Origin of the sequence: Vibrio sp. 10N.261.52.C11 (genome assembly GCF_041471405.1) — a bacterium.
GTDB lineage: Bacteria > Pseudomonadota > Gammaproteobacteria > Enterobacterales > Vibrionaceae > Vibrio > Vibrio crassostreae_C.
The window spans coordinates 12,209-31,747 of record NZ_JBFROI010000007.1; the positions used below are offsets into that span (position 1 = coordinate 12,209).

Annotated in this window: 13 protein-coding genes and 3 tRNA genes; 9 read left to right on the plus strand and 7 right to left on the minus strand. The window is 43.3% G+C overall.

Annotated elements, in window-relative coordinates; genetic code table 11:
- Positions 1-94 precede the first annotated feature (94 nt).
- The 8 genes from AB4323_RS01615 to AB4323_RS01650 all read left to right on the plus strand — a co-directional run bounded on the left by AB4323_RS01615 (position 95) and on the right by AB4323_RS01650 (position 7,936).
- A tRNA-Pro gene (locus tag AB4323_RS01615) sits at positions 95-171 on the plus strand.
- Between the two features lie 44 nt (positions 172-215).
- Positions 216-291 (plus strand) — tRNA-His (locus AB4323_RS01620).
- 55 nt (positions 292-346) lie between these two features.
- A tRNA-Pro gene (locus AB4323_RS01625) sits at positions 347-423 on the plus strand.
- An 890-nt stretch (positions 424-1,313) separates the two neighbouring features.
- Entirely contained in the window at positions 1,314-3,041 is a 1,728-nt protein-coding gene (locus AB4323_RS01630; RefSeq protein ID WP_017060132.1) for an ABC transporter ATP-binding protein, read from the plus strand.
- Positions 3,042-3,135: 94 nt separating this feature from the next.
- Complete coding sequence (locus AB4323_RS01635) at positions 3,136-4,689, plus strand: ABC transporter substrate-binding protein (protein WP_017060133.1); 1,554 nt, start codon at positions 3,136-3,138, stop codon at positions 4,687-4,689.
- 178 nt (positions 4,690-4,867) lie between these two features.
- Positions 4,868-5,845, plus strand: coding sequence for an ABC transporter permease (locus AB4323_RS01640; protein ID WP_008218600.1), 978 nt, complete (start codon positions 4,868-4,870; stop codon positions 5,843-5,845).
- A 2-nt stretch (positions 5,846-5,847) separates the two neighbouring features.
- Positions 5,848-6,786 (plus strand): ABC transporter permease, encoded by a 939-nt coding sequence (locus tag AB4323_RS01645; RefSeq protein ID WP_017060135.1) that lies wholly within the window; start codon positions 5,848-5,850, stop codon positions 6,784-6,786.
- A gap of 187 nt (positions 6,787-6,973) precedes the next feature.
- On the plus strand, positions 6,974-7,936 hold the full coding sequence (locus AB4323_RS01650; protein WP_029235875.1) for an SPOR domain-containing protein: 963 nt from the start codon (positions 6,974-6,976) through the stop codon (positions 7,934-7,936).
- Between the two features lie 79 nt (positions 7,937-8,015).
- Here AB4323_RS01650 and AB4323_RS01655 read toward each other — a convergent pair whose 3' ends face one another.
- The 3 genes from AB4323_RS01655 to AB4323_RS01665 form a co-directional block, all read right to left on the minus strand.
- On the minus strand, positions 8,016-8,675 hold the full coding sequence (locus AB4323_RS01655) for a hypothetical protein (RefSeq protein WP_372151449.1): 660 nt from the start codon (positions 8,673-8,675) through the stop codon (positions 8,016-8,018).
- A gap of 75 nt (positions 8,676-8,750) precedes the next feature.
- Positions 8,751-10,826, minus strand: a complete 2,076-nt coding sequence (locus AB4323_RS01660) for a hypothetical protein (protein WP_372151451.1) — start codon at positions 10,824-10,826, stop codon at positions 8,751-8,753.
- 240 nt (positions 10,827-11,066) lie between these two features.
- Entirely contained in the window at positions 11,067-13,379 is a 2,313-nt protein-coding gene (locus AB4323_RS01665) for a hypothetical protein (protein WP_372151452.1), read from the minus strand.
- A gap of 224 nt (positions 13,380-13,603) precedes the next feature.
- On the opposite strand from AB4323_RS01665, the gene AB4323_RS01670 reads away from it, so the two are divergent.
- A complete protein-coding gene (locus tag AB4323_RS01670) occupies positions 13,604-14,473 on the plus strand; it encodes a hypothetical protein (protein ID WP_372151454.1) in 870 nt (289 codons plus the stop codon).
- Here AB4323_RS01670 and AB4323_RS01675 read toward each other — a convergent pair.
- From AB4323_RS01675 to AB4323_RS01690, 4 genes are read right to left on the minus strand one after another with little or no spacing between them, the layout of a single operon-like run.
- A complete protein-coding gene (locus AB4323_RS01675) occupies positions 14,470-15,966 on the minus strand; it encodes a hypothetical protein (protein ID WP_372151456.1) in 1,497 nt (498 codons plus the stop codon). The two genes, AB4323_RS01670 and AB4323_RS01675, sit on opposite strands and share 4 nt — an antisense overlap.
- A 50-nt stretch (positions 15,967-16,016) precedes the next feature.
- Positions 16,017-16,583, minus strand: a complete 567-nt coding sequence (locus AB4323_RS01680) for an ECF-type sigma factor (protein ID WP_333007607.1) — start codon at positions 16,581-16,583, stop codon at positions 16,017-16,019.
- Positions 16,583-18,019 carry a chromosome partitioning protein ParA gene (locus tag AB4323_RS01685; RefSeq protein WP_372151458.1) on the minus strand — a complete coding sequence of 479 codons (1,437 nt, stop codon included), beginning with the start codon at positions 18,017-18,019 and terminating at the stop codon, positions 16,583-16,585. The genes AB4323_RS01680 and AB4323_RS01685 overlap by 1 nt, the downstream gene beginning before the upstream one ends.
- A 14-nt stretch (positions 18,020-18,033) precedes the next feature.
- Entirely contained in the window at positions 18,034-19,314 is a 1,281-nt protein-coding gene (locus tag AB4323_RS01690; protein ID WP_372151508.1) for a serine/threonine protein kinase, read from the minus strand.
- Positions 19,315-19,539: the final 225 nt, after the last annotated feature.

The following is a 19,539-nucleotide window of genomic DNA, read 5'->3' on the forward strand; positions in this document are numbered from 1 at the left end:
TCTCGTTAGCCACCCCATTCTTTCTTTACAAAATATCGGTAGCTTCGGCTTCCAGTGTTGATTCATTATTCCCAAGAGTCGATACAAAACTAGTCGGTGAATAGCGCAGCTTGGTAGCGCATCTGGTTTGGGACCAGAGGGTCGGGGGTTCGAATCCCTCTTCACCGACCACTATTTCAATAATCGCTTTTAAGCGGTTATATAAAAAATTAGTGGTGGCTATAGCTCAGTTGGTAGAGCCCTGGATTGTGATTCCGGTGGTCGCGAGTTCGAATCTCGTTAGCCACCCCATTAATTTTGGTAGCTTCTTTGAAGTTCCCAGTTTGAGAAATCAAACGAAACGTCTCGGTGAATAGCGCAGCTTGGTAGCGCATCTGGTTTGGGACCAGAGGGTCGGGGGTTCGAATCCCTCTTCACCGACCACCTTAAGAAGCCCTAGTCGAAAGACTAGGGCTTTTTTACATCTGAAACTTAGATAACTTGAACAGAGTGGGGTTCGCCTGATGTTCAAAGAATGTCTCTTCACTGATCACTTAAGAAGCCTCAACTAGCCGTCCGCGTCAGAAATGACGGGGCTTCTTACATCTATCTCCCCTTCTTATATAAGACAGATTCCTAACGATCTGCTTGATAATGGTGCTGCTACAGAGTTGCTTTCTTTATCAAATGTACAGTTCTATATCTAATTTTATATAAATGGAGCGCTCAATAATTCGACATATTAATGGGTTTGGTCTAAAGACTTTTATGAAAAGTGAAACCTGACCCTAAATTTGCTCACTAAGGCCTGAATTTGACAGCTTTGTACGCATTTGGTCGTTCAAAAACTCCTCTGATTTATTAGGCCTTTCGTTTGTCTGTTTTGTATTTACCAAAATAATACAGGTGGTTAAATGTATGGCTAATTAACGTTTATCTGGTTGTTTTATTTGTTCAAATTAACAAAATTAGCGTTTGTTTCTATAGTGTTAATTGTTTTTTGGAATAATTATTTGTTTTTAGTGACTGGTAGTGAGATCTGCTTTGAAGCACGGCTTTAACTCTACAAGTAAGTAGTGGTAAGGAGTTTGTGAGTATTTCTTGCCGATAATATAATGTTGATTTTTCTTACTATATGCTCTTTTGGTGAATAGTTATGTGGCACTTTTGCTTGCTAAGCGTTTAATGTCGACTTTTTATCCTATTTTTGTTGCTTTTCTGTGAATTATTTGCCAAATTGTCAACCGTATAAAATATCAGAACAATATTCTGGTAAGAATGGATTCAATTTTGCAGACAGGGCAGAAAGCTGCCAAAGCAGTAGAGGTCTGGTAATGTCACTTTTAGAAGTAAAAAATCTTCGTATCGAATACCCATCTCGTCATGGAGTTCACGCCGCAGTTAAATCACTTTCGTTCAACATTGAACGTGGTGAGATTGTTGGTGTTGTAGGCGAGTCTGGTGCAGGTAAATCAACAGTAGGTAATGCTGTGATCGATTTGCTGAGCCCTCCTGGCCGCATTGCTAGCGGCGAGGTATTTCTGGATGGCGAAAAAGTCTCTGGTTTATCTCCTGAACAGATGCGTTCTGTTCGCGGCTCAAAGATTGGTTTTATCTTCCAAGACCCAATGACTTCTCTTAACCCTCTATTCACAGTAGAACAGCAGTTAAAAGAGACGATTCATGCCAACATGAAGGTTTCGGATCAAGAAGCCTACCAGCGCTCATTAGACTTGATGAACCAAGTGGGTATCCCACAACCAGAAAACCGTTTAAAGCAGTACCCTCACCAATTCTCTGGCGGTATGCGTCAGCGTGTGGTTATCGCGATCGCATTGGCAGGTGAACCTGACCTAATCATCGCAGATGAACCAACAACAGCACTGGATGTTTCTATCCAAGACCAGATCTTGGGTTTGATTCGCGACCTATGTATTAAGAAGAACGTAGGTTGCATGTTGGTCACGCACGACATGGGCGTGGTATCTAACGTTACCGACCGCGTAGCCGTTATGTATCGTGGTGACTTAGTTGAGTTTGGCCCAACAGCGAAAGTTCTGGGTACTCCTGAGCACCCATATACACACAGTCTTATCTCTGCGGTTCCTCGTTCGGATCGCAAACTCGATCGTTTCCCTCTTGTTAGCTACATCGAAGAAGCACAAGAGATGGAACCATTGGATGTGAAGAACCACTGGTTAGGTCAAAGCCAAGATCACCGTGATTACACTGGCCCTCTGTTGAACGTTGAGAACGTAAACTTACGCTTTACTACCAAAGATTCTTTCTTTGAGAGCCGTCGTGAGTACGTTCAAGCATCAAACAACGTGAGCTTTGAAGTGCATGAAGGTGAGACGTTTGGTTTAGTAGGTGAATCAGGTTCAGGTAAATCAACGATTGCTCGTGTGATTGCTGGCTTGTACGCACCAAACTCAGGCAAGGTAACGTTTGAAGGCGTTGATCTTACTGGTCTGAAATCTGAAAAAGAACGTCGCCCTATGCGTCGTCAAATGCAGATGGTTTTCCAAAACCCTTACACATCAATGAACCCTCGAATGAAGATATTCGACATCATTGCTGAACCTATCCGATTCCATAAGCTTACTCGCAACGAAAATGAAACTCGTCAGATCGTGAACGACCTGCTAGAGCACGTGGGTTTAGGCAAAATGGCTGGGGTGAAGTACCCACACGAATTCTCAGGTGGTCAACGTCAGCGTATTTCTATCGCTCGCGCTTTGGCGACTCGCCCACGTCTTTTGATTTGTGATGAACCAACATCGGCACTGGACGTGTCGGTACAGGCTCAGATTCTTAACCTACTAAAAGACTTACAAGACGAGCTAAACCTAACCATGCTGTTCATCAGTCACGATCTACCGGTTATTCGCCAAATGTGTGACCGTGTTGGTGTGATGCAGATGGGGACATTATTGGAGGTTGCGCCAACGGAGCAGCTGTTCCAATCACCTCAGCATGAATACAGCAAACAACTGATTTCTTTAATGCCTGAATTTACAGGCTTAAGAGAAGAAAAAGCAGTGGCACAAGCCGCGGTATAAAAATCAGCAGGCTGGAGTTTAGCTTGCTAACAACAATAAACAGACGCAAATACAACAACTAGGGATCTGGATTCCCGCATGAAGGAGTTATGCAATGAAAACCATGAAAAGCAAATTAGCAGTAGCTTTAATGGCAGCTGGCCTAAGCTTTAGTGCAGCAGCAGCAGATATTACCGTTGGCTACGCAGCTGACCCAGTATCACTTGACCCGCACGAGCAGCTGTCTGGTGGCACACTGCAAATGTCTCACATGGTGTTTGACCCTCTAGTACGTTTCACTCAAGAGATGGATTTTGAAGGCCGCCTAGCATCTAGCTGGGAGCGTGTTGATGAAACGACTTTCCGCTTCAACCTACGTAAAGGTGTGAAATTCCACTCTGGTAACGAACTGACTGCTGATGATGTTGTGTGGACTTTTGAACGTCTACAAGCTTCTCCAGACTTTAAGTCTATCTTCACGCCATACGAAAAAATGGTAAAAGTGGATGACTACACAGTTGAGCTAGTATCAAAAGCGGCTTACCCACTAGTACTACAAACAGCAACTTACATCTTCCCAATGGACAGCAAGTTCTACTCTGGCCAAACAGCGGAAGGTAAAGACAAGTCTGAGCTAGTTAAGCACGGTAACTCGTTTGCTTCGACTAACGTTTCAGGTACTGGTCCATTTATCGTAACGCAGCGTGAGCAAGGCGTTAAAGTAACGTTCGAGCGTTTCAACGATTACTGGGACACAGAAACTGAAGGCAACGTAGACAAGCTAACACTTGTGCCAATCAAAGAAGACGCGACACGTGTTGCAGCACTTCTTTCTGGCGACGTTGATATGATTCACCCAGTAGCACCAAACGATCACAAGCGTGTTAAAAACGCTAAGAACATCGATCTAGTGACGCTACCTGGTACTCGTATCATCACGTTCCAAATGAACCAAAACAGCAACGAAGCACTTAAAGATGTTCGCGTTCGTCAGGCGATTGTTCACGCAATCAACAACGAAGGTATCGTTAAGAAGATCATGAAAGGCTTCGCAACAGCAGCTGGTCAGCAAAGCCCAACAGGCTACGCGGGTCACAACGAAGACCTAGTTCCTCGTTACGATCTGAAAAAAGCGAAAGAGCTGATGAAAGAAGCGGGCTACGAAGATGGCTTTACGCTAACTATGATGGCTCCAAACAACCGTTACGTGAACGATGCGAAAGTAGCGCAAGCGTCTGCGGCAATGCTGTCTAAGATTGGTATCAAAGTTGATCTTAAAACTATGCCTAAAGCACAGTACTGGCCTGAGTTTGACCTATGTTCAGCAGACATGATGATGATCGGCTGGCACTCAGATACAGAAGATTCAGCTAACTTCAACGAGTTCCTAACTATGACTCGTAACGAAGAGACTGGCCGTGGTCAATACAACTGTTCTGGCTACTCAAACCCAGAAATGGATGCGATCGTAGAAGCTTCTAACACTGAAACTGACCCAGTTAAGCGTGCTGAAATGCTGAAAGGCGTTGAAGCAACACTTTACAACGACGCAGCATTCGTACCGCTACACTGGCAAAGTGAAGCGTGGGGCGCGAAGTCTAACGTAGGTGCAGCAGACGTAGTAAACCCAATGGTTATGCCTTACTTCGGCGACCTAGTTGTAAAATAATCTAGCTTGCTAGAATCGAGAGCCTGAAGCTTTTCAGGCTCTCAAATTATTAAGATATAGATTTAAGTTTCGGTATTTGGTCTTCCTTCAGTCTGGCTAAATACCTTTTTTAAGACTGAATTTTGTTATCTAGTCGCGGATTTCGACTAGATAGTTATGGATAGATAAGGGGCAAGGAATGGTTACGTTTCTGGTCAAGCGCCTGTTTCAGGCACTGATAGTGATGTTTGTGATCAGTTTGGTGGCGTTTGCCATTCAGGATAACCTGGGCGACCCGTTGCGTGAGTTAGTCGGTCAATCTGTTTCAGAATCGGAGCGTCAAGCGCTGCGTGATGAACTCGGCTTAAATGATCCCTTCATTACAAAATACACTCGCTTTGTGGGCGCAGCTCTACAAGGTGATCTTGGTACTTCATATTTCTTTAAACGCCCAGCTGTGGACGTAATCTTAGATAAACTAGTCGCAACGCTTGAGCTTGTGTTCGGCGCTTCTCTGATCATTGTTTGTCTGTCGATTCCACTTGGCGTTTATTCTGCAATACACCCAAAAAGCTTCTTCACTAAACTGGTGATGGCGGGCAGTAGTATCGGCATTTCTGTGCCTGTTTTCTTAACCGCAATCATGTTGATGTATGTATTCTCTATTGAGTTAGGTTGGCTGCCGTCGTTTGGACGTGGTGAGACCGCAAACTGGTTTGGCTGGGAGTCTGGTTTCTTAACGATAGATGGCCTTGCACACTTAGTGCTGCCGAGTATTGCTCTAGCATCTATCATGCTGCCTCTGTTCATTCGTCTAGTACGCTCTGAAATGCTAGAGGTTCTTAGCTCTGAATATATCAAGTTTGGTAAAGCAAAAGGCCTAGCGCTGAACAAGATTTACTACCAACACGCTTTGAAGAACACAATGCTGCCAGTACTAACGGTAGGCGGTGTTCAAATCGGTACTATGGTGGCTTACACCATTCTTACTGAAACTGTATTCCAGTGGCCGGGTACCGGCTTCCTATTCCTTGAAGCGATTAACCGAGTGGATACACCACTGATTACCGCATACGTTATTTTCGTTGGCCTGATCTTCGTAGTAACTAACACCATTGTTGACCTGCTATACGGCATCATTAACCCAACAGTGAACATCACAGGGAAAGGAGCATAATCATGGAACAAACAACAACAGCTCCATCTCGTTGGGAGCGATTCAAGCAGTCAGACATTCTGTACTACTTCTTACGTGACAAAGTGGCAATGGTGAGCTTCGCTATCTTTGCAGCTTTCCTTGTTATGGCATTAGCGGCACCTATTCTAGCGCCAACAGACCCGTATGACGTGACGTCTATCGACATCATGGATTCTGAGTTGCCACCATCTTGGATGGAAGACGGCGAAGAACGCTTCCTACTGGGTACTGATGAGCAGGGTCGTGACATCTTATCTACGATGCTTTACGGCTCGCGTCTGTCATTGACGATCGGTTTCCTAGCGGTAGGTCTTCAGCTGACTCTCGGTATCATCATTGGCTTGTCTGCAGGTTACTTCGGTGGTCGTATTGATAGCTTCCTGATGCGTTTTGCCGATGTTCAGCTTTCGTTCTCAACCATGATGGTTGCGATCATTGTCTCGGCCATCTTTAAGGCGAGTTTCGGTAGTGACTTCTACGCGCAATATGCGGTTGTTATGCTGGTGGTGATCATCGGTATTGCTGAATGGCCGCAGTATGCTCGTACGATTCGTGCATCGGTATTGGCAGAGAAGAAGAAAGAGTACGTAGAAGCGGCACGTGTGATGGGCTTTAGAGCGCCTCGCATCATGTTCCGCCATATTCTGCCTAACTGTTTATCACCGATTTTGGTTATCTCTACGGTACAGGTGGCAAATGCCATCATGTCAGAAGCGGCACTTTCTTTCCTCGGTTTAGGTCTTCCGGTAGACCAACCGTCACTCGGTGCCCTGATCAGTACTGGTTTTAACTACATTTTCTCAGGAGCATGGTGGATCACAGCATTCCCAGGTGTGCTTTTGGTAACATTGGTTCTCGTTATTAACCTATTAGGCGACTGGTTACGTGACGTGTTTAACCCGAAAATTTATAAAGGGTGATAGCCCGGTTTGATTTTTAGTAAAAAAAGTCACTAAATTAAGAGCCGTAAGCAATTACGGCTCTTTTTTTGCTTAATGGATCTGGAACTTAGTATTATTGACAGTGTCAATAATAGTTAAAATGGAATTCATGTTTTATCGACATAGATTCGGTAATAATTAGCCCGCAAGGGTTTAAGTGGTGGTTATGAAATTGACAATGAATGCTGTATGTCGTGCTGTGACGAGAAATTATCGTATGGGACTTATCGCTGCATCTCTTTTGGTATCGAGCCAAGTGAATGCAGAGTCGGTTCTATGTGATGCAACTCAGGCAAGCACCAACCAATTACCACAGCTAGAGCAATCATGTCCGATCGGTAAGGGCGTGTGGGGCAGTAAAGCACCAAAACGTCATTCAGATAACGAACTGTTTTGGGTTCAATGTGGCCTGCTGAACAAGCCTTTGTCACTGAGCCGAGCAAAGCCTCTGTATGAGAAGATCTCGACCAACGTTTGGATGAAGCCGGAAGGCGGAGACTACCGTTGCTTAATCGGACCTTATTCTACCTTCTCTGATGCGAGAAAAGACCTAGCTCAGGTGCGTAAGGTTTCTGGTTACGGTGAAGCCTTTATTCGTATGGTCGATAAGTCGAAAACCTCATCACAGCCTATTGTGGCAAAACCAGCAGAGCCAAAAGCGGTGACGCACAAGGCTCCTGCAAAAGTAGAAGCTAAGCCTGCACCGAAACCTGTGGCTACTAAGCAAGTGGCGGCGGTAGCGAGCGCTGCAGCAATTCAGACGCTACCAAGCGGTAACGCGAGTTCAGACAATGATCTAGAGATCGAGATTCGCGTGAAAGCAGACATTGCGGGTAGCCAATATGCTATTCCTTACCTTCTAGATCATCAACAACAGTTCTACATGGAGCAAGGTAAGCCTTGGAGCCGCCTAGATTACGATAGCGCTGAATTGGTGTGTAATCAGGTCAACATGAAGCTGATGAGTGAGAAGCAATGGCAAAGCATCTTGAGCTCAAAGGTTATGGAAAAACAGAACTGGCCAATGCATCTCCCTTATTGGGGCGCAGATAAGAAAGGTCTGTTTACCAACGGTAACGTAAATCAATTGAAAGGTTCTTCATTGCTTAATGTGATGTGCGTTAAGTAGCGTCAAGAGTATTGGAGTTACCGTAGGCTAAAATGCACCGATAAAAGAAACCCCAGCGATATGCTGGGGTTTTTTAATGTTAGTCAACTGACATCATTGGTAGGCTATTTACAATGCTGAACATTTTGTCTTTATCAATAGAGAACAGACCGTATTCAGGCGCTGATTGGTAGACTTGGCCTGGTACTTGACCTGGTTCACGGCTCCATTTCATACCGATGTAAAATTCTCCAAAATCACGACCGATATAACGGAAGCGAGTTTTGTAATCCGACATTTCACCCGTTTCTTGTGCTTGTAGTAGTGGGTTGTTTAAATCATCTGCCACTAGAGTCCACTCTCCAGGAGTATGGAAACCTTCTGGCATAACAGAGTCATAGTCATAAGTTGTTTGGTCATAGCTGTACTGGCCAAAACTGTATGTTAGCTGCGTGCTATCATCTTCACCTTCGCTTTCTACCATCAAATCAAATTCAACGATACCTTCGTTTACTTTATTCTCAACAGGCTGAATATGAGCGAATGGCATGTTTGTTGAGTCTAACCAGAACAGTTCATCAGTACCGATCTTTACAAGAATTTGATATTGGGTTTCGCCATTTACTTCCGTTTTCTTTTGGTAAAGCATTTCGTAGCGACTTTCGCCGTCATCTAGCTTTCCATCGCTCAGACTTACAGGCCAGCAATCTTTCTCTTGAGAATCTAAGTATCCAGTTGCATCATCAAGTTCGGACAGCATCTCTATGATTTCACTACCGTCGTTAAGACCTAATCCACTATTTCTGAAGCTATAGCCTATGTTAGCTTCATAAGGCTAATTGTCACCATTCGTTGCGCCCCAGCAGAATTTCAAACCACCAGTTGAGTCGTTCTTCATCAAACTAGCGTAAGCTATTTCACCGTCATTTGGAGCAAAGCTACCCATCTTCCACTCTTGGTTATTGAAGTGTGCTTTCGTAAATCCCAGATCTGGTGCTGGTGGATCAACTTCATCAGTTGGTTGTACATTTGGTAATGCAAAGGTAACCATTTCAGATTCAATATCATTCTCGTCACCACCAGAGAAGTTTATACCTTTAGCGACGTAAAGCATGACACCGTTGGTTTCCGCTGTAGGTGTACCTTCCAGTGTTACCAAACCACTCGCGTCAATCTTGATAGAAACACCAGGAATTGGGTTACGTGCTGGTTCATTGTCGTGAGACGCATAGTTTGCGTAATATTCAACGTCACCAGAAACATTTGAGGTAAATAACTCGCTAATATCGAGTTGCTCAGAGAATGCTTCACCAGCTTTAAGCGACCAGTTGTTAGAGATCGTCTTTTGAAGTTCGGCTTCAACAGCCTCGTCGACAGCGATATCGCCGACCTCAATGATTGGTAAATCAAAAACTGCTGGCTCTGAAACCATAAATGTCGCAGCGTGTCCGTCATCGGCTGTGATGTTGAACTGCTTGATATCTTCTATTGGCGTTTCCGGGTGGCCTGAGATAATTAGTTTGCCTGATTTGGCGTCGTACTTTGATGTTAGTCCTTTTACCACAGAGCTAATGTTGGAGTCATAAGTTAGAGCATCGCCCTCACGGTCTGTAAATAGGCCGGTAACAGATAGCTCTGCTGAGAAAGCTTCACCCTGCTTCATTGTCCAGTTGTCAGTAATCTCGCGCTGTATTTCTGATTGTGCTTCGGGCTCTAGTTTTGGCGCAGTATTTACCAATGAAACATCGAATGAGAATGTAGTACTTAACTCACTCAGTACTTTTGAGTCAGCAGTGGCACGATCAACTGCTGTCAGAGTAACAATGTAGCTGCTTAATGTAGGAACAAAGCTATCTTTTGCTGAGATAGTTAATGTCTCGCCTTCTAGCGTTACCGTAATTTCTTGCTTACCATTCACTTCAGCACGAGCGATAGCGATGTTTTGATATTTATCTTCAGAACTGTACTTATCTTGGAATAAGTTTTCAGGAACAGTGATCGTCTGTGTAAACCCTTGACCTTCAACTACCTCTAGCTTTGCAAATTCTGATTCGAGATCAGCTTGCGCAGTAGGGTCTACCAGTAACTTGTAGTTAGTCACAGCGGTTTCTGGTTGGCTTGGATCGATAACAGGCTTCTCGTTAACAAGTTCCTCAGAACCCATGTTCTCTTCTGTTACGATCTCTTTAGACTTTTCTGCTGCGGTCTCGGTAATGCTATTTACATTATTTTCGTAGGCTGCAGGATCTTGTGCTTTGGATTCAGTAAGAATTTGTGCAGTTTTGTGTAACTGTGCGCTTTCAAGATCATCTTTTGAAGTTGCTACAAAGTCTGAAAATAGATCGATAGGTTCTTCAATCGTTCCGCCTAAATTTTCGTTTACAGATGTCGTAGCATCTTCGAATGAGCTATCGTTTTTCTGCATTTCAATAGCAACAAGGTCGGTAATTGGAGAGATAACTAATGCAGTTTTATCGGTACCTTCAGGCGTGCGGAATACAACGCTGTTAGCCATTGGTTGGCCTTCATGGTCCATGTCTGTGGTGTAAACATCCATAAAATCAGAATAGCTATCCGCTTTAGAGCTCAACGCCGAAAGCTCTTCAGCAAGCGCTTTAGTCATATCGCCTGGACGAAGTGTTTTTATGGCTAGTTTTCCATCAATTTCAGTATCTACTGGAAGTGTGATTTTGCCATCTTGGTCTGTTAAGCCAAAGATAGTATCTGTGCCAACCTCTAAAACGCCAGATTGACCGATATCGTCAAATACAACTGCATTTTTAAAGTAGCCGTCGAAGCCAGTAATCACAATACCGCCTGGAGTTGCACCATCTGACGAGCCACCGTCTGAACCGCCACAACCTGATAACGCAATAGCCACTGACGCTGCTAGTAAACTAACCTTCTTCATTCTTTTCATCCTTACCGAGTGAAATCTATTATTTTTTGAGGTGATATAAAACTGGCTAGTTTTTACAGCTTGTATGAATGGGGTGCAAGATACGGGAATGAATGGAAAATCCGTACATATTTTCATAAAAAATATTTTGTGGAATGAAGTATTGTTGGGGCTTATTTATAGTGGTTGTTTTATTTTTCTGGAAAATAAAAACCCCGCAAAAGCGGGATTTTTATTTTAAGCGTCAGTTCTTTATTTGTTCCAAGCGTCGTGGATGCGTTTGATCGCTTCCTCTTGATTTGATGTGATAAAGAAAAAGCCGTTGTCATCATGGCCGTAACTATACTGTGCATCTTTGTTATGGTCACCAACACCGATAGTTAGTTCACCAAAGTCGCGGTAAGTAAAGTAGCGACGAGTTACAACACAGTTACAGTCGTCGTTGTCTTCAACTAGACCTAGGTATGGATTGATCAACGTTTTATCGTAATCATCAACATTCTCACCAACAAGCCAATTATCTGACCAGCTTTCACCTGGTTCGGTGATTGATGTTGCAGTGTACGTGCCTTCTATAAGGTCTTCAGCATTCTTACCTGTCATTGAGTAAGTAAACTTATCAAGTAAAGGGTAAAGGCCGTTATATCCACCGTCATCATCAACAAGTAGGTACTCATCAAGAGTTGCTCCCACTGTCATGTTGTTTTGGCTTGGGTAAGAGAACGAGTTGTAGTTAACACCATCTTCTACTTCTGTTGAGTCCATCCAAAACAGCTCTTTATGACCGGTAGACTCTTCAATTAGCATTACAATCTGATAATCACCATCTTTCGTGATATTTTGGTAGAGCATTGTTGCCGTATCTGTACCTGCATCACTAGGTAAATCGATTGTGCCATTGTTGTTTAATGTGACTGCGAAACAGTCGTCATCTCTGAGTAGATTATCACGACCAAGATCCCAGTAGTTATGCTGCATGTTGTCTAGTGTGCTTAACCAGTCTTGACGACTAAGTGTTGAGAAGTCACTTGAGTCATCTGTTGCAAAACATAGCTCATTCTGGACATTGTTAACACGTAGAGATGCAAATGCTACCTCTGCATCACCATAGTCAAAGCTACCCATTTGCCATACGCCACCTTTATCGAAGTGTGCTTGAGTGAAGCCTAATTCTGGTTGTGGTGGTTCTACAGGAGCACCTTCTAATATTTCAGGTAAAGTAAATGTCACATAAGTTGGTGCGCCATCGTTATCAACACCACCGACATTGAAGGTTTGTCCTGCTGAGTAAGATTTACTCGGTGTTCCCGAAATGGTAACGATTGAACTTGTGTCTTCCGTTGGGGTAATAGTTAACCCATCAACAGTTAGAGCTCCAGAACGATATTTAACGATGTCACCATCGGTATCGTTAAATAAGCCTGATAAATCGATAGTTTGGTTAAAGATTTCACCTTCTTGAAGCTGCCAGCCATTAATTATACTTTGTAGCCTTGTTTGTTCTTCTTCGACGACTTCTGGGGCTAGGTTCTCAGCTAATTTAATGACTTTAAGATTCAGCGGGTATGACAGTGCGCCATGCTCATCTTTTGCGAAGATCTGGTAATTAAAAGTGCCTGCTGTAGTAAGGTCACCTGTCATAGTGCCATCAGTACTACTAATTGTTAGTCCGTTGAGGTCGTTTGCTAGCTCTTTAAGCTCGAACGTTAATGCATCGGCTTCTGCATCTTGGAAGTAAGTAGAAGCATCCAGTTCTACCCATACATCTGAAGGCTCAAGAGTGATGTTCTCTAAAACACCATTTTCAGTGTCAACTGGACGAGAGTTAGGAGCTACCGTGATTGGATTACCATCAGTAGGAATATCAACGATTGGAGAGAAGTCATCAATCTCTTGTGGAGAGTCTTCAATAATTGTTTGAGCTTCACCTGCAACAGCGTTGGTTAATTCGAGCTGCTTTTCTACAGGCAAATCAGAGTGATCGACAAGTGTTTCACCAATAGCATTCAAAGCTTTTGCTTCTTCAGTACTATCAGTAATGTAGTCACCAAAAATAAGATCTTCAGAGACAGTTAAACCAGAACCTGTTACCGATGCAACAACTGCTGCTTCGGCTTCTTCTTGAGTTAGAGTGTCATCACTAGCTAGTTGCTCAACAACCATGTTTGTCATTGGGTTGATGATGGTTGAACCTACTGTTGCAGCGAGTTCGAAGTCTTTTGTAACCAGGCCGCGTGTGTTATCGATTGTCTTATCTTTGATTGCTTTAATAAATACAACGCTGCCCTTGTGTTCGTCTGGTAGAGTGAATTGACCATTCTCATCTGTTTCGATAGCGAGCTTGGTATCAGAGCTATCTAATTCGAAGTCTCCATTTTGATCAACCCATACTTCAGCATGTTGTAAGTAACCATCAATAGCGGTAATCACCGCACCACCTGGCGCTGCACCAGCGCTATCACCGTCTGAACCACCTGGCGCTGCACCAGCGCTATCACCGTCTGAACCACCACAGCCTGTTAAGGCGAAAGCCACTGACGCTGCTAGTAAACTAACTTTTTTCATGTCATATCCTTTGTAATGAGCTCTAGCTAAGCTCTATTTGTTTCATTTTATGATGCCTTTATTTGCTTGGTGAATGTTTTACTTGTTGCTGATTGTTTTTTCAACACACGTAAAGGTATAAAAAAACCGTAAAATTTATTTGATTTTTATTTGTACGATCACTCTTCTAATTGATTTCCAATTTCAATAGCATGCTGCCCCGAATTAGTTTGATAGATATAAAAATGAAAAAATGGATCGGTTTGAGTCTATTTCCGTTTTCGGTAGTGGCTCAACAAGCACATAATAGTGATAAATATGGCTACTCGTATTTCACGGTTGGCTTGGAAAATGTGACGTATCAAGAGCACTTTGGTGGGTTAAGGTCGGATGTGACAGTGACCAATCCGATACTGAATACTGGCGGTCTGTATTACGTGAATGATGACTTCGATTTTTCTATCGATGCACTGGCCTCTTTCTCTCCACAAAGCTCGAAAGAAGAGTGGGCTAATAATGGCGCATCTATTCAAAAGAACCAGATGGAGTACCTGAAGACGGCAACCAACATTCAGTTGCATTACAAGTTGCAAGATAACTGGCGTGTGATTGGTGGTCCGTCACTGACATATCAAACCTTTACTCGTTATGGTGTGAAAAATCATACGGATGCGGGAAACAAATATTTCTACGGTACGTGGGAGGAAACGTCGACGGATATCTTTATGGATGTTGGTTTAGCCTACGATGACGGTAGTTTGTATCTTAGTGATAAATGGCACATCAGCGGTAAGGCGACCTTTGGTTTGCCAGTTTGGAGTGTGACTTCGAATACGCAATTTGAAAATATTGACTTCTACGACTTCGGTTATCGAGCAGCAGTGGAAGGATCGGTGAGCTATGAAGTGACACCCGGTTTGCACTTAGGTTGGTATGCAATGTTTGGTTATGAGAAGCGGTTTCAGTCGGATACAGAAACAGTGACAACCACATACTGTAAAACTATGGTTGATGGAGTGTGTATAGATTACGTAACAGAACAAAAAAAGGCGACCTTACCTGAAGCCGACACCTATACATTCAGTACCGGCTTACAGGCTCTTTGGAGCTTCTAGGCGTTAGGGTCTAGATATCGAACATTGAGTTTGATCTCTTCAACCTTATGACGCCACTCGAGCTTAGGGCGAAGTATGATGCTAAATACTTCGCCATGCTTGAACTCATCAAATTCTAAAAAGTCGACATCGAAGAAGGAATATTGAAGGTGGCCCAGTGGTCGTCCTTCACACTCGATAGGCTCGAAATTTTCGCCGATGGTTTGACCTATGATATCGCCATATACGCCTTGCCCACCAACAGAGTAGTGATTAAATTTGTCGAGTAAATCTTCGCAAATAACTGTTGTATTGTAAGACTGTATATTTAAGTCACCATCCATCTCATCGGGCCAGTCTGGGTTCGTTAATTGGTAATTACCAATATGCATGCCATACCATCCTAAGTAGTAGTGACCGTCGTTAGCCAAGTACATATAGTTGACTGGTGTCAGTTGTAGCGCCTCTAAGCCTGTAATAGTGTTTATGCGTTGCTCTATTTGAGTTTTAGAGGCAACCGTATAAGTTTCATATTCATTGCCCATTTTTACTTGTGTCACATGAGCGGTGGTGAACGTCGGGTGACTTGGATAGGTTTCCAAGATTTTCCAACGCATATCATGGTCAAATATTGACTGAGTGCTAGAGACAATAAGATCATCACCATCAACATGATAACTCCCCACTTTACGTAGTTGATGTTCGCTAGGGCAGGTGGTTAGAGTGTTGGATGAGGCAAAGAACACTTCGTCATTGATGAACTTAAATGCTTCGCAGTACACCTTTTCATAGTTGTAAGTCTTACCTGCAAACTGGTGGTTTGTCTCAAGGCGGTACCAAGTTTGACCAATCAAAGGGTGTAATCCCTCACCTTCTAGTCCTGATGAGAGCGAAGGCAGTGGAAAGGTGGCAGTTACCCAAGCACCCTTTTCCGAACCGTGATAATCATCTTTGGCTCGCGCAATAAGCTGAGTTGGTGCATTGCCGATTTTTGGTGTGCCTTGTAGGCTCGATGTCCCACCTAAATGAGATACGGAAAACTTAGGATGATCAACAGCAAGCTGTGTTGTCAGTAGGTCATCATCTGGGTCTTCAAACAGCCCTGTAATATCAATTGAGTAGTTGATCGGGGAATTTTCGGTGAATGACCACTGGTTGATTTCATGCCGAATACTTTGCTGCACTGTAAGATTCACATGTGGCTTTTTATTACTGTCAGCTCTATCTCGCTCTTCTTCGACGACTATCGTTTGAGTTTTTTCCTTAAAGGTAACCACGTCGAGTTGCGCCGATTCGAAGGTGTTCGAAGCCGACTTAGATATTAGTGAAATGTCGGCTTTTTCTGAGGTTGAATGACTTTTAATTTTTTCATTTTCCTCATTCAAACTCTGCATTGAAGCACCGTTTACTGGGCTATGAGGTGAAGGTTTATTATTCGAAGAGAACTGTTTTATGCCACTGCTGGTGTGCGACAGGTTAGTTTCTTTTGAGGCTATCCAAGGAGGCAGGAACATGAGAGCCCCACAGCCGGAAATGAGCAGTAAACAGAATCGCTTTTTCATTATTAAACCAGTTTGCTTTGTAGCCAACAACGTGAGAATTTAAGATCCTTCTCGATCAAGCTCGAGCTGCATTTCAGTAGCTCGCTGATCTCGCGATTACGCATGCCCATTAAGTACTTAAGCTTGAGTGCCTGAGACTGGCGAGGGTAGTGGATACTGAAGTTGTCTATGGCTTTATCCATGATCATTAATTGCTCGAACTTATCGTCTTTGCTGTCGCTTAGCATAGTCATCTTTTGGCGCTTTTTTGCCTGAAGGTGGCGAGCATTATCGATTAAAATTTGGCGCATCACTTTTGCAGCCATAAGAAAAAAGTCTTTTTTATTTTCGACCGATTGAAGGTCGGAAGATGAGATCTTTAGGTAAGCGTCATGAATTAAAGCAGTCGTACTGTTCATACTGTCGCTCAGCACTTGATTGTCAGCACCATATTTTTGAGCGCTGCGAGAGCGTTCTTGTTGAGCAATATGTCTTAACTGCAAGTACGCGAATTGATATAGATCGGCTTCGGCACTTTTATCGCCGGATTGCCATTGCTGGATGATCTGTGTGATATCTGGAGTTGCCATTAGCTTTTAGACCTCACTTTACTAAACTCGGAAACGGATAGGGTGCTGATATTATGGGATTTGTCAGGGTTTAGTGAAATTTTTTGTTTGAATCTGTAGAGTATGCCTTGATCCCAATTTTGACCTGCAGGCAAGTATTCCCATGCTGTGAAATGCTGATGTGGTACTGAGTCATACCAGCGGACAGAGACATTCATTTGGGCGAGAGAAGTTGTAGGTTCTGGGTTGGTCAGCCACCACATATCGCCAAATTTTTCTGTAACGTCTTGCGTGTATTGTTGGTGGTTTGTTGAGCAGGCCTCAGTGTCGCTTTGGCCAAGAAAAATGCGTTTATCTTTGATGAGTAGGCACTCATTTATGATGCCGTTTTGTTGATATTGAGTGTGCTGCCAAACACCTTCATAAGGGATGTGATTACCGCGATCATTTGTGTAGGTAAACCAAATCATCTCAGCTTTGTTTGAATGACGGATGTGCTCTTTCTGTCCTAAACCTTGGGTTTTTTCCATCAACAGCTCAGTTTCTGTATCAAAATCTAATGCAACGGTACGGTACTTCCAGTCCCCTTCATCGTTGTAGTCTTCAATTGAGAATCCACTCAAATCGTGGCGTGTGCAGCCTTTTTGAGCACAACTGGTAAAGCCTGTCCAGCCATCGCTGTTGGATAATGGTTCGCGAATGATCTTCTGGGGTGTCTGGTAAGGGCGTAGGTTGCAGCCGTTAAAATAGTCGCCTGTTCCTGGGAACTGAATGAGTTCTGTGTCTGTGATTTGGTAACTAAGCTCTCCAATCGGACCTTTGTATTTTGGATTAGTGTGGTGAGCTAAGTCGTAAAAGCACGCGCGTCCTGCATAGTCTTTCTTGGCAATAATAATGTTATGAAGCACTTTGTCTTTAGGAGAAAAAATGATTTCCTCTGAGGCAAAGTTATCCTTGATGTATTCTTGGCTCTGGTTGAGGTGCTTTGCAGCTTCTTTGACTGAAACAAGGTCAATGCCTAATTCTTGAGCATCTAAATAGCTTAGGTCGAGATTTTTGAGCTTCTTTTGAAACTCTACGTCAGATAAAACTTTACTCGCTAAGATGATTTCATCGCGGTGTTCTGGAGTGTCATCAAGCGATAGAAGTAAACGAGTCATGTTGATGCTGCGGCTTGGGCGAGTTGACGATAGGGTTGGTGTTATTACCTCCTGGCCAGAAAGCGTTGTCAGCAAGTAACCCGAATTATCGGTGCCAATAAAAAAGCTGACGATATCACCTGAATTGTATTGGAATGCCCCTTTATCAGTGGTGCCGGAAAGATTGGAGCTGGTTTCGTAATAAAGCCCTGATACTGGTGAATCAATAAAATACCCAGTAAGAACTTCGCTGCCATTAGCATGGATGTAAAGACTTGTTGACCAGAGAGCTATCAGTGGGAGTAGTATTTTTTTCATAATTAATTGTTGGATTACTTTTCTTTGTTTTTGTTAGTCACAGATTTTTCAGGTGATGGTGTCAGCATCGCCAATAGCATTTTCTGTTTAACGTCTTTGGGTAAATCAGGGTTTGATAAGATCCGTCGTCTAGTTAGCTCAAGCATCGTGCCGACTGACATTTTTGCAGCATCACTGCCTTTGGCATGAAACAATAGGCTCGTCACTTCATACATCATCTCTTCCGCGACGAGTTTTTCTTTGCGTAGTTGTAAATTCTTATTGAATATAGCTGTTGAAAACGTTGCGCCTGACAGTAGCAATAGAATTGTTAGAGCACTCTGTACTGGGCGTCGCTTTAATAGCTTTGATAATGAATAGAGTGGTTGCTTCTCTCTCAAGGAAATGGGGCGACATTCTAAGATACGCACTATGTCTTGGCGCAATTCACTTACGCTGGCATAGCGACGGTAGGGTTCGTGGTTTGTCGCCTTTTCTACAATTAGATTAATATCTAAGTTTGAAGAAGAGTCAAAAATCAGCGCTAGCACTTTACCCAGTGAGTAAATATCACTTTGTTGAGTTAGGAAGTGACCTGCAACCTGCTCTGGGCTGGCATAAGCCTTGCTGTAGGCTGTCAGTATGGAAGCATCTGAGCTTTGGTTGGGTGTGGGTTGTTTGACTTTTTGAGTTAGATTGAAGTCGAGAATCTTAGGTGAACCAAAAGGATCAATTAAGATATTCTCGGGCTTGAGATCAGCATGCAGCACTTGTTTTTGATGAGCATGTTCAATTGCCGAACAAATTTCTTTAAATAAATTGAGCCTTTGCTTTTCACTACAAGAGCGATTCTGCAAATACAGAGAAAGCGTTTCCCCTTCAACTCGCTCCATCACAATATAGACCGACTCTTCGTAGACCCCACCATCAAACACTTTGGCTATACATGGATGGTTTAGATGTGCGAGTAATTGTGCTTCTTGAAATAGAGCATGCTCACCTAAAATATGTGAAAGAGAGGGCTGTATGAATTTAACGGCTAAGTCTTGCTCAAAGGTTCTATCTGCTCGACTGGCTGCATAGACAATCCCCATACCACCACGACCGAGTTCATGCGATATATAGTATTTATCGACTAAGGTGTCGGTTAGGTTGAGCTCGCTTTCTGTTGCTTGTTGTGCGTGAAAGCCGAGCAGTGATGTGAGCTGCTCTGAGGGGACTTCACTGATGAGAGGAAGTACCTGCTGATATAAGCAGGGTTGTTCTTGCTCTAGTCGTTTTAGGTAGAGACTTTTTTCCGCGTCTGGGATATCCATGAGGCGATAGAAAACCTCAGTGGGGCCACTGCTTCTATTTTGCACAACTGATCTTTTTATATCTCTTATTGTGCATGCATTCTATAAGAGTTTTAGATGTTTTTTCGATGTTTTTATCAATTACATATAAAAAAATAAGCTAAAGAGTCGCATTTTTGAGAGGTAGCATCAAAAATGCGGGTATGTGATCTTCTTTCCAAAGTTTAGCTCTTGATTTTCTCTCAA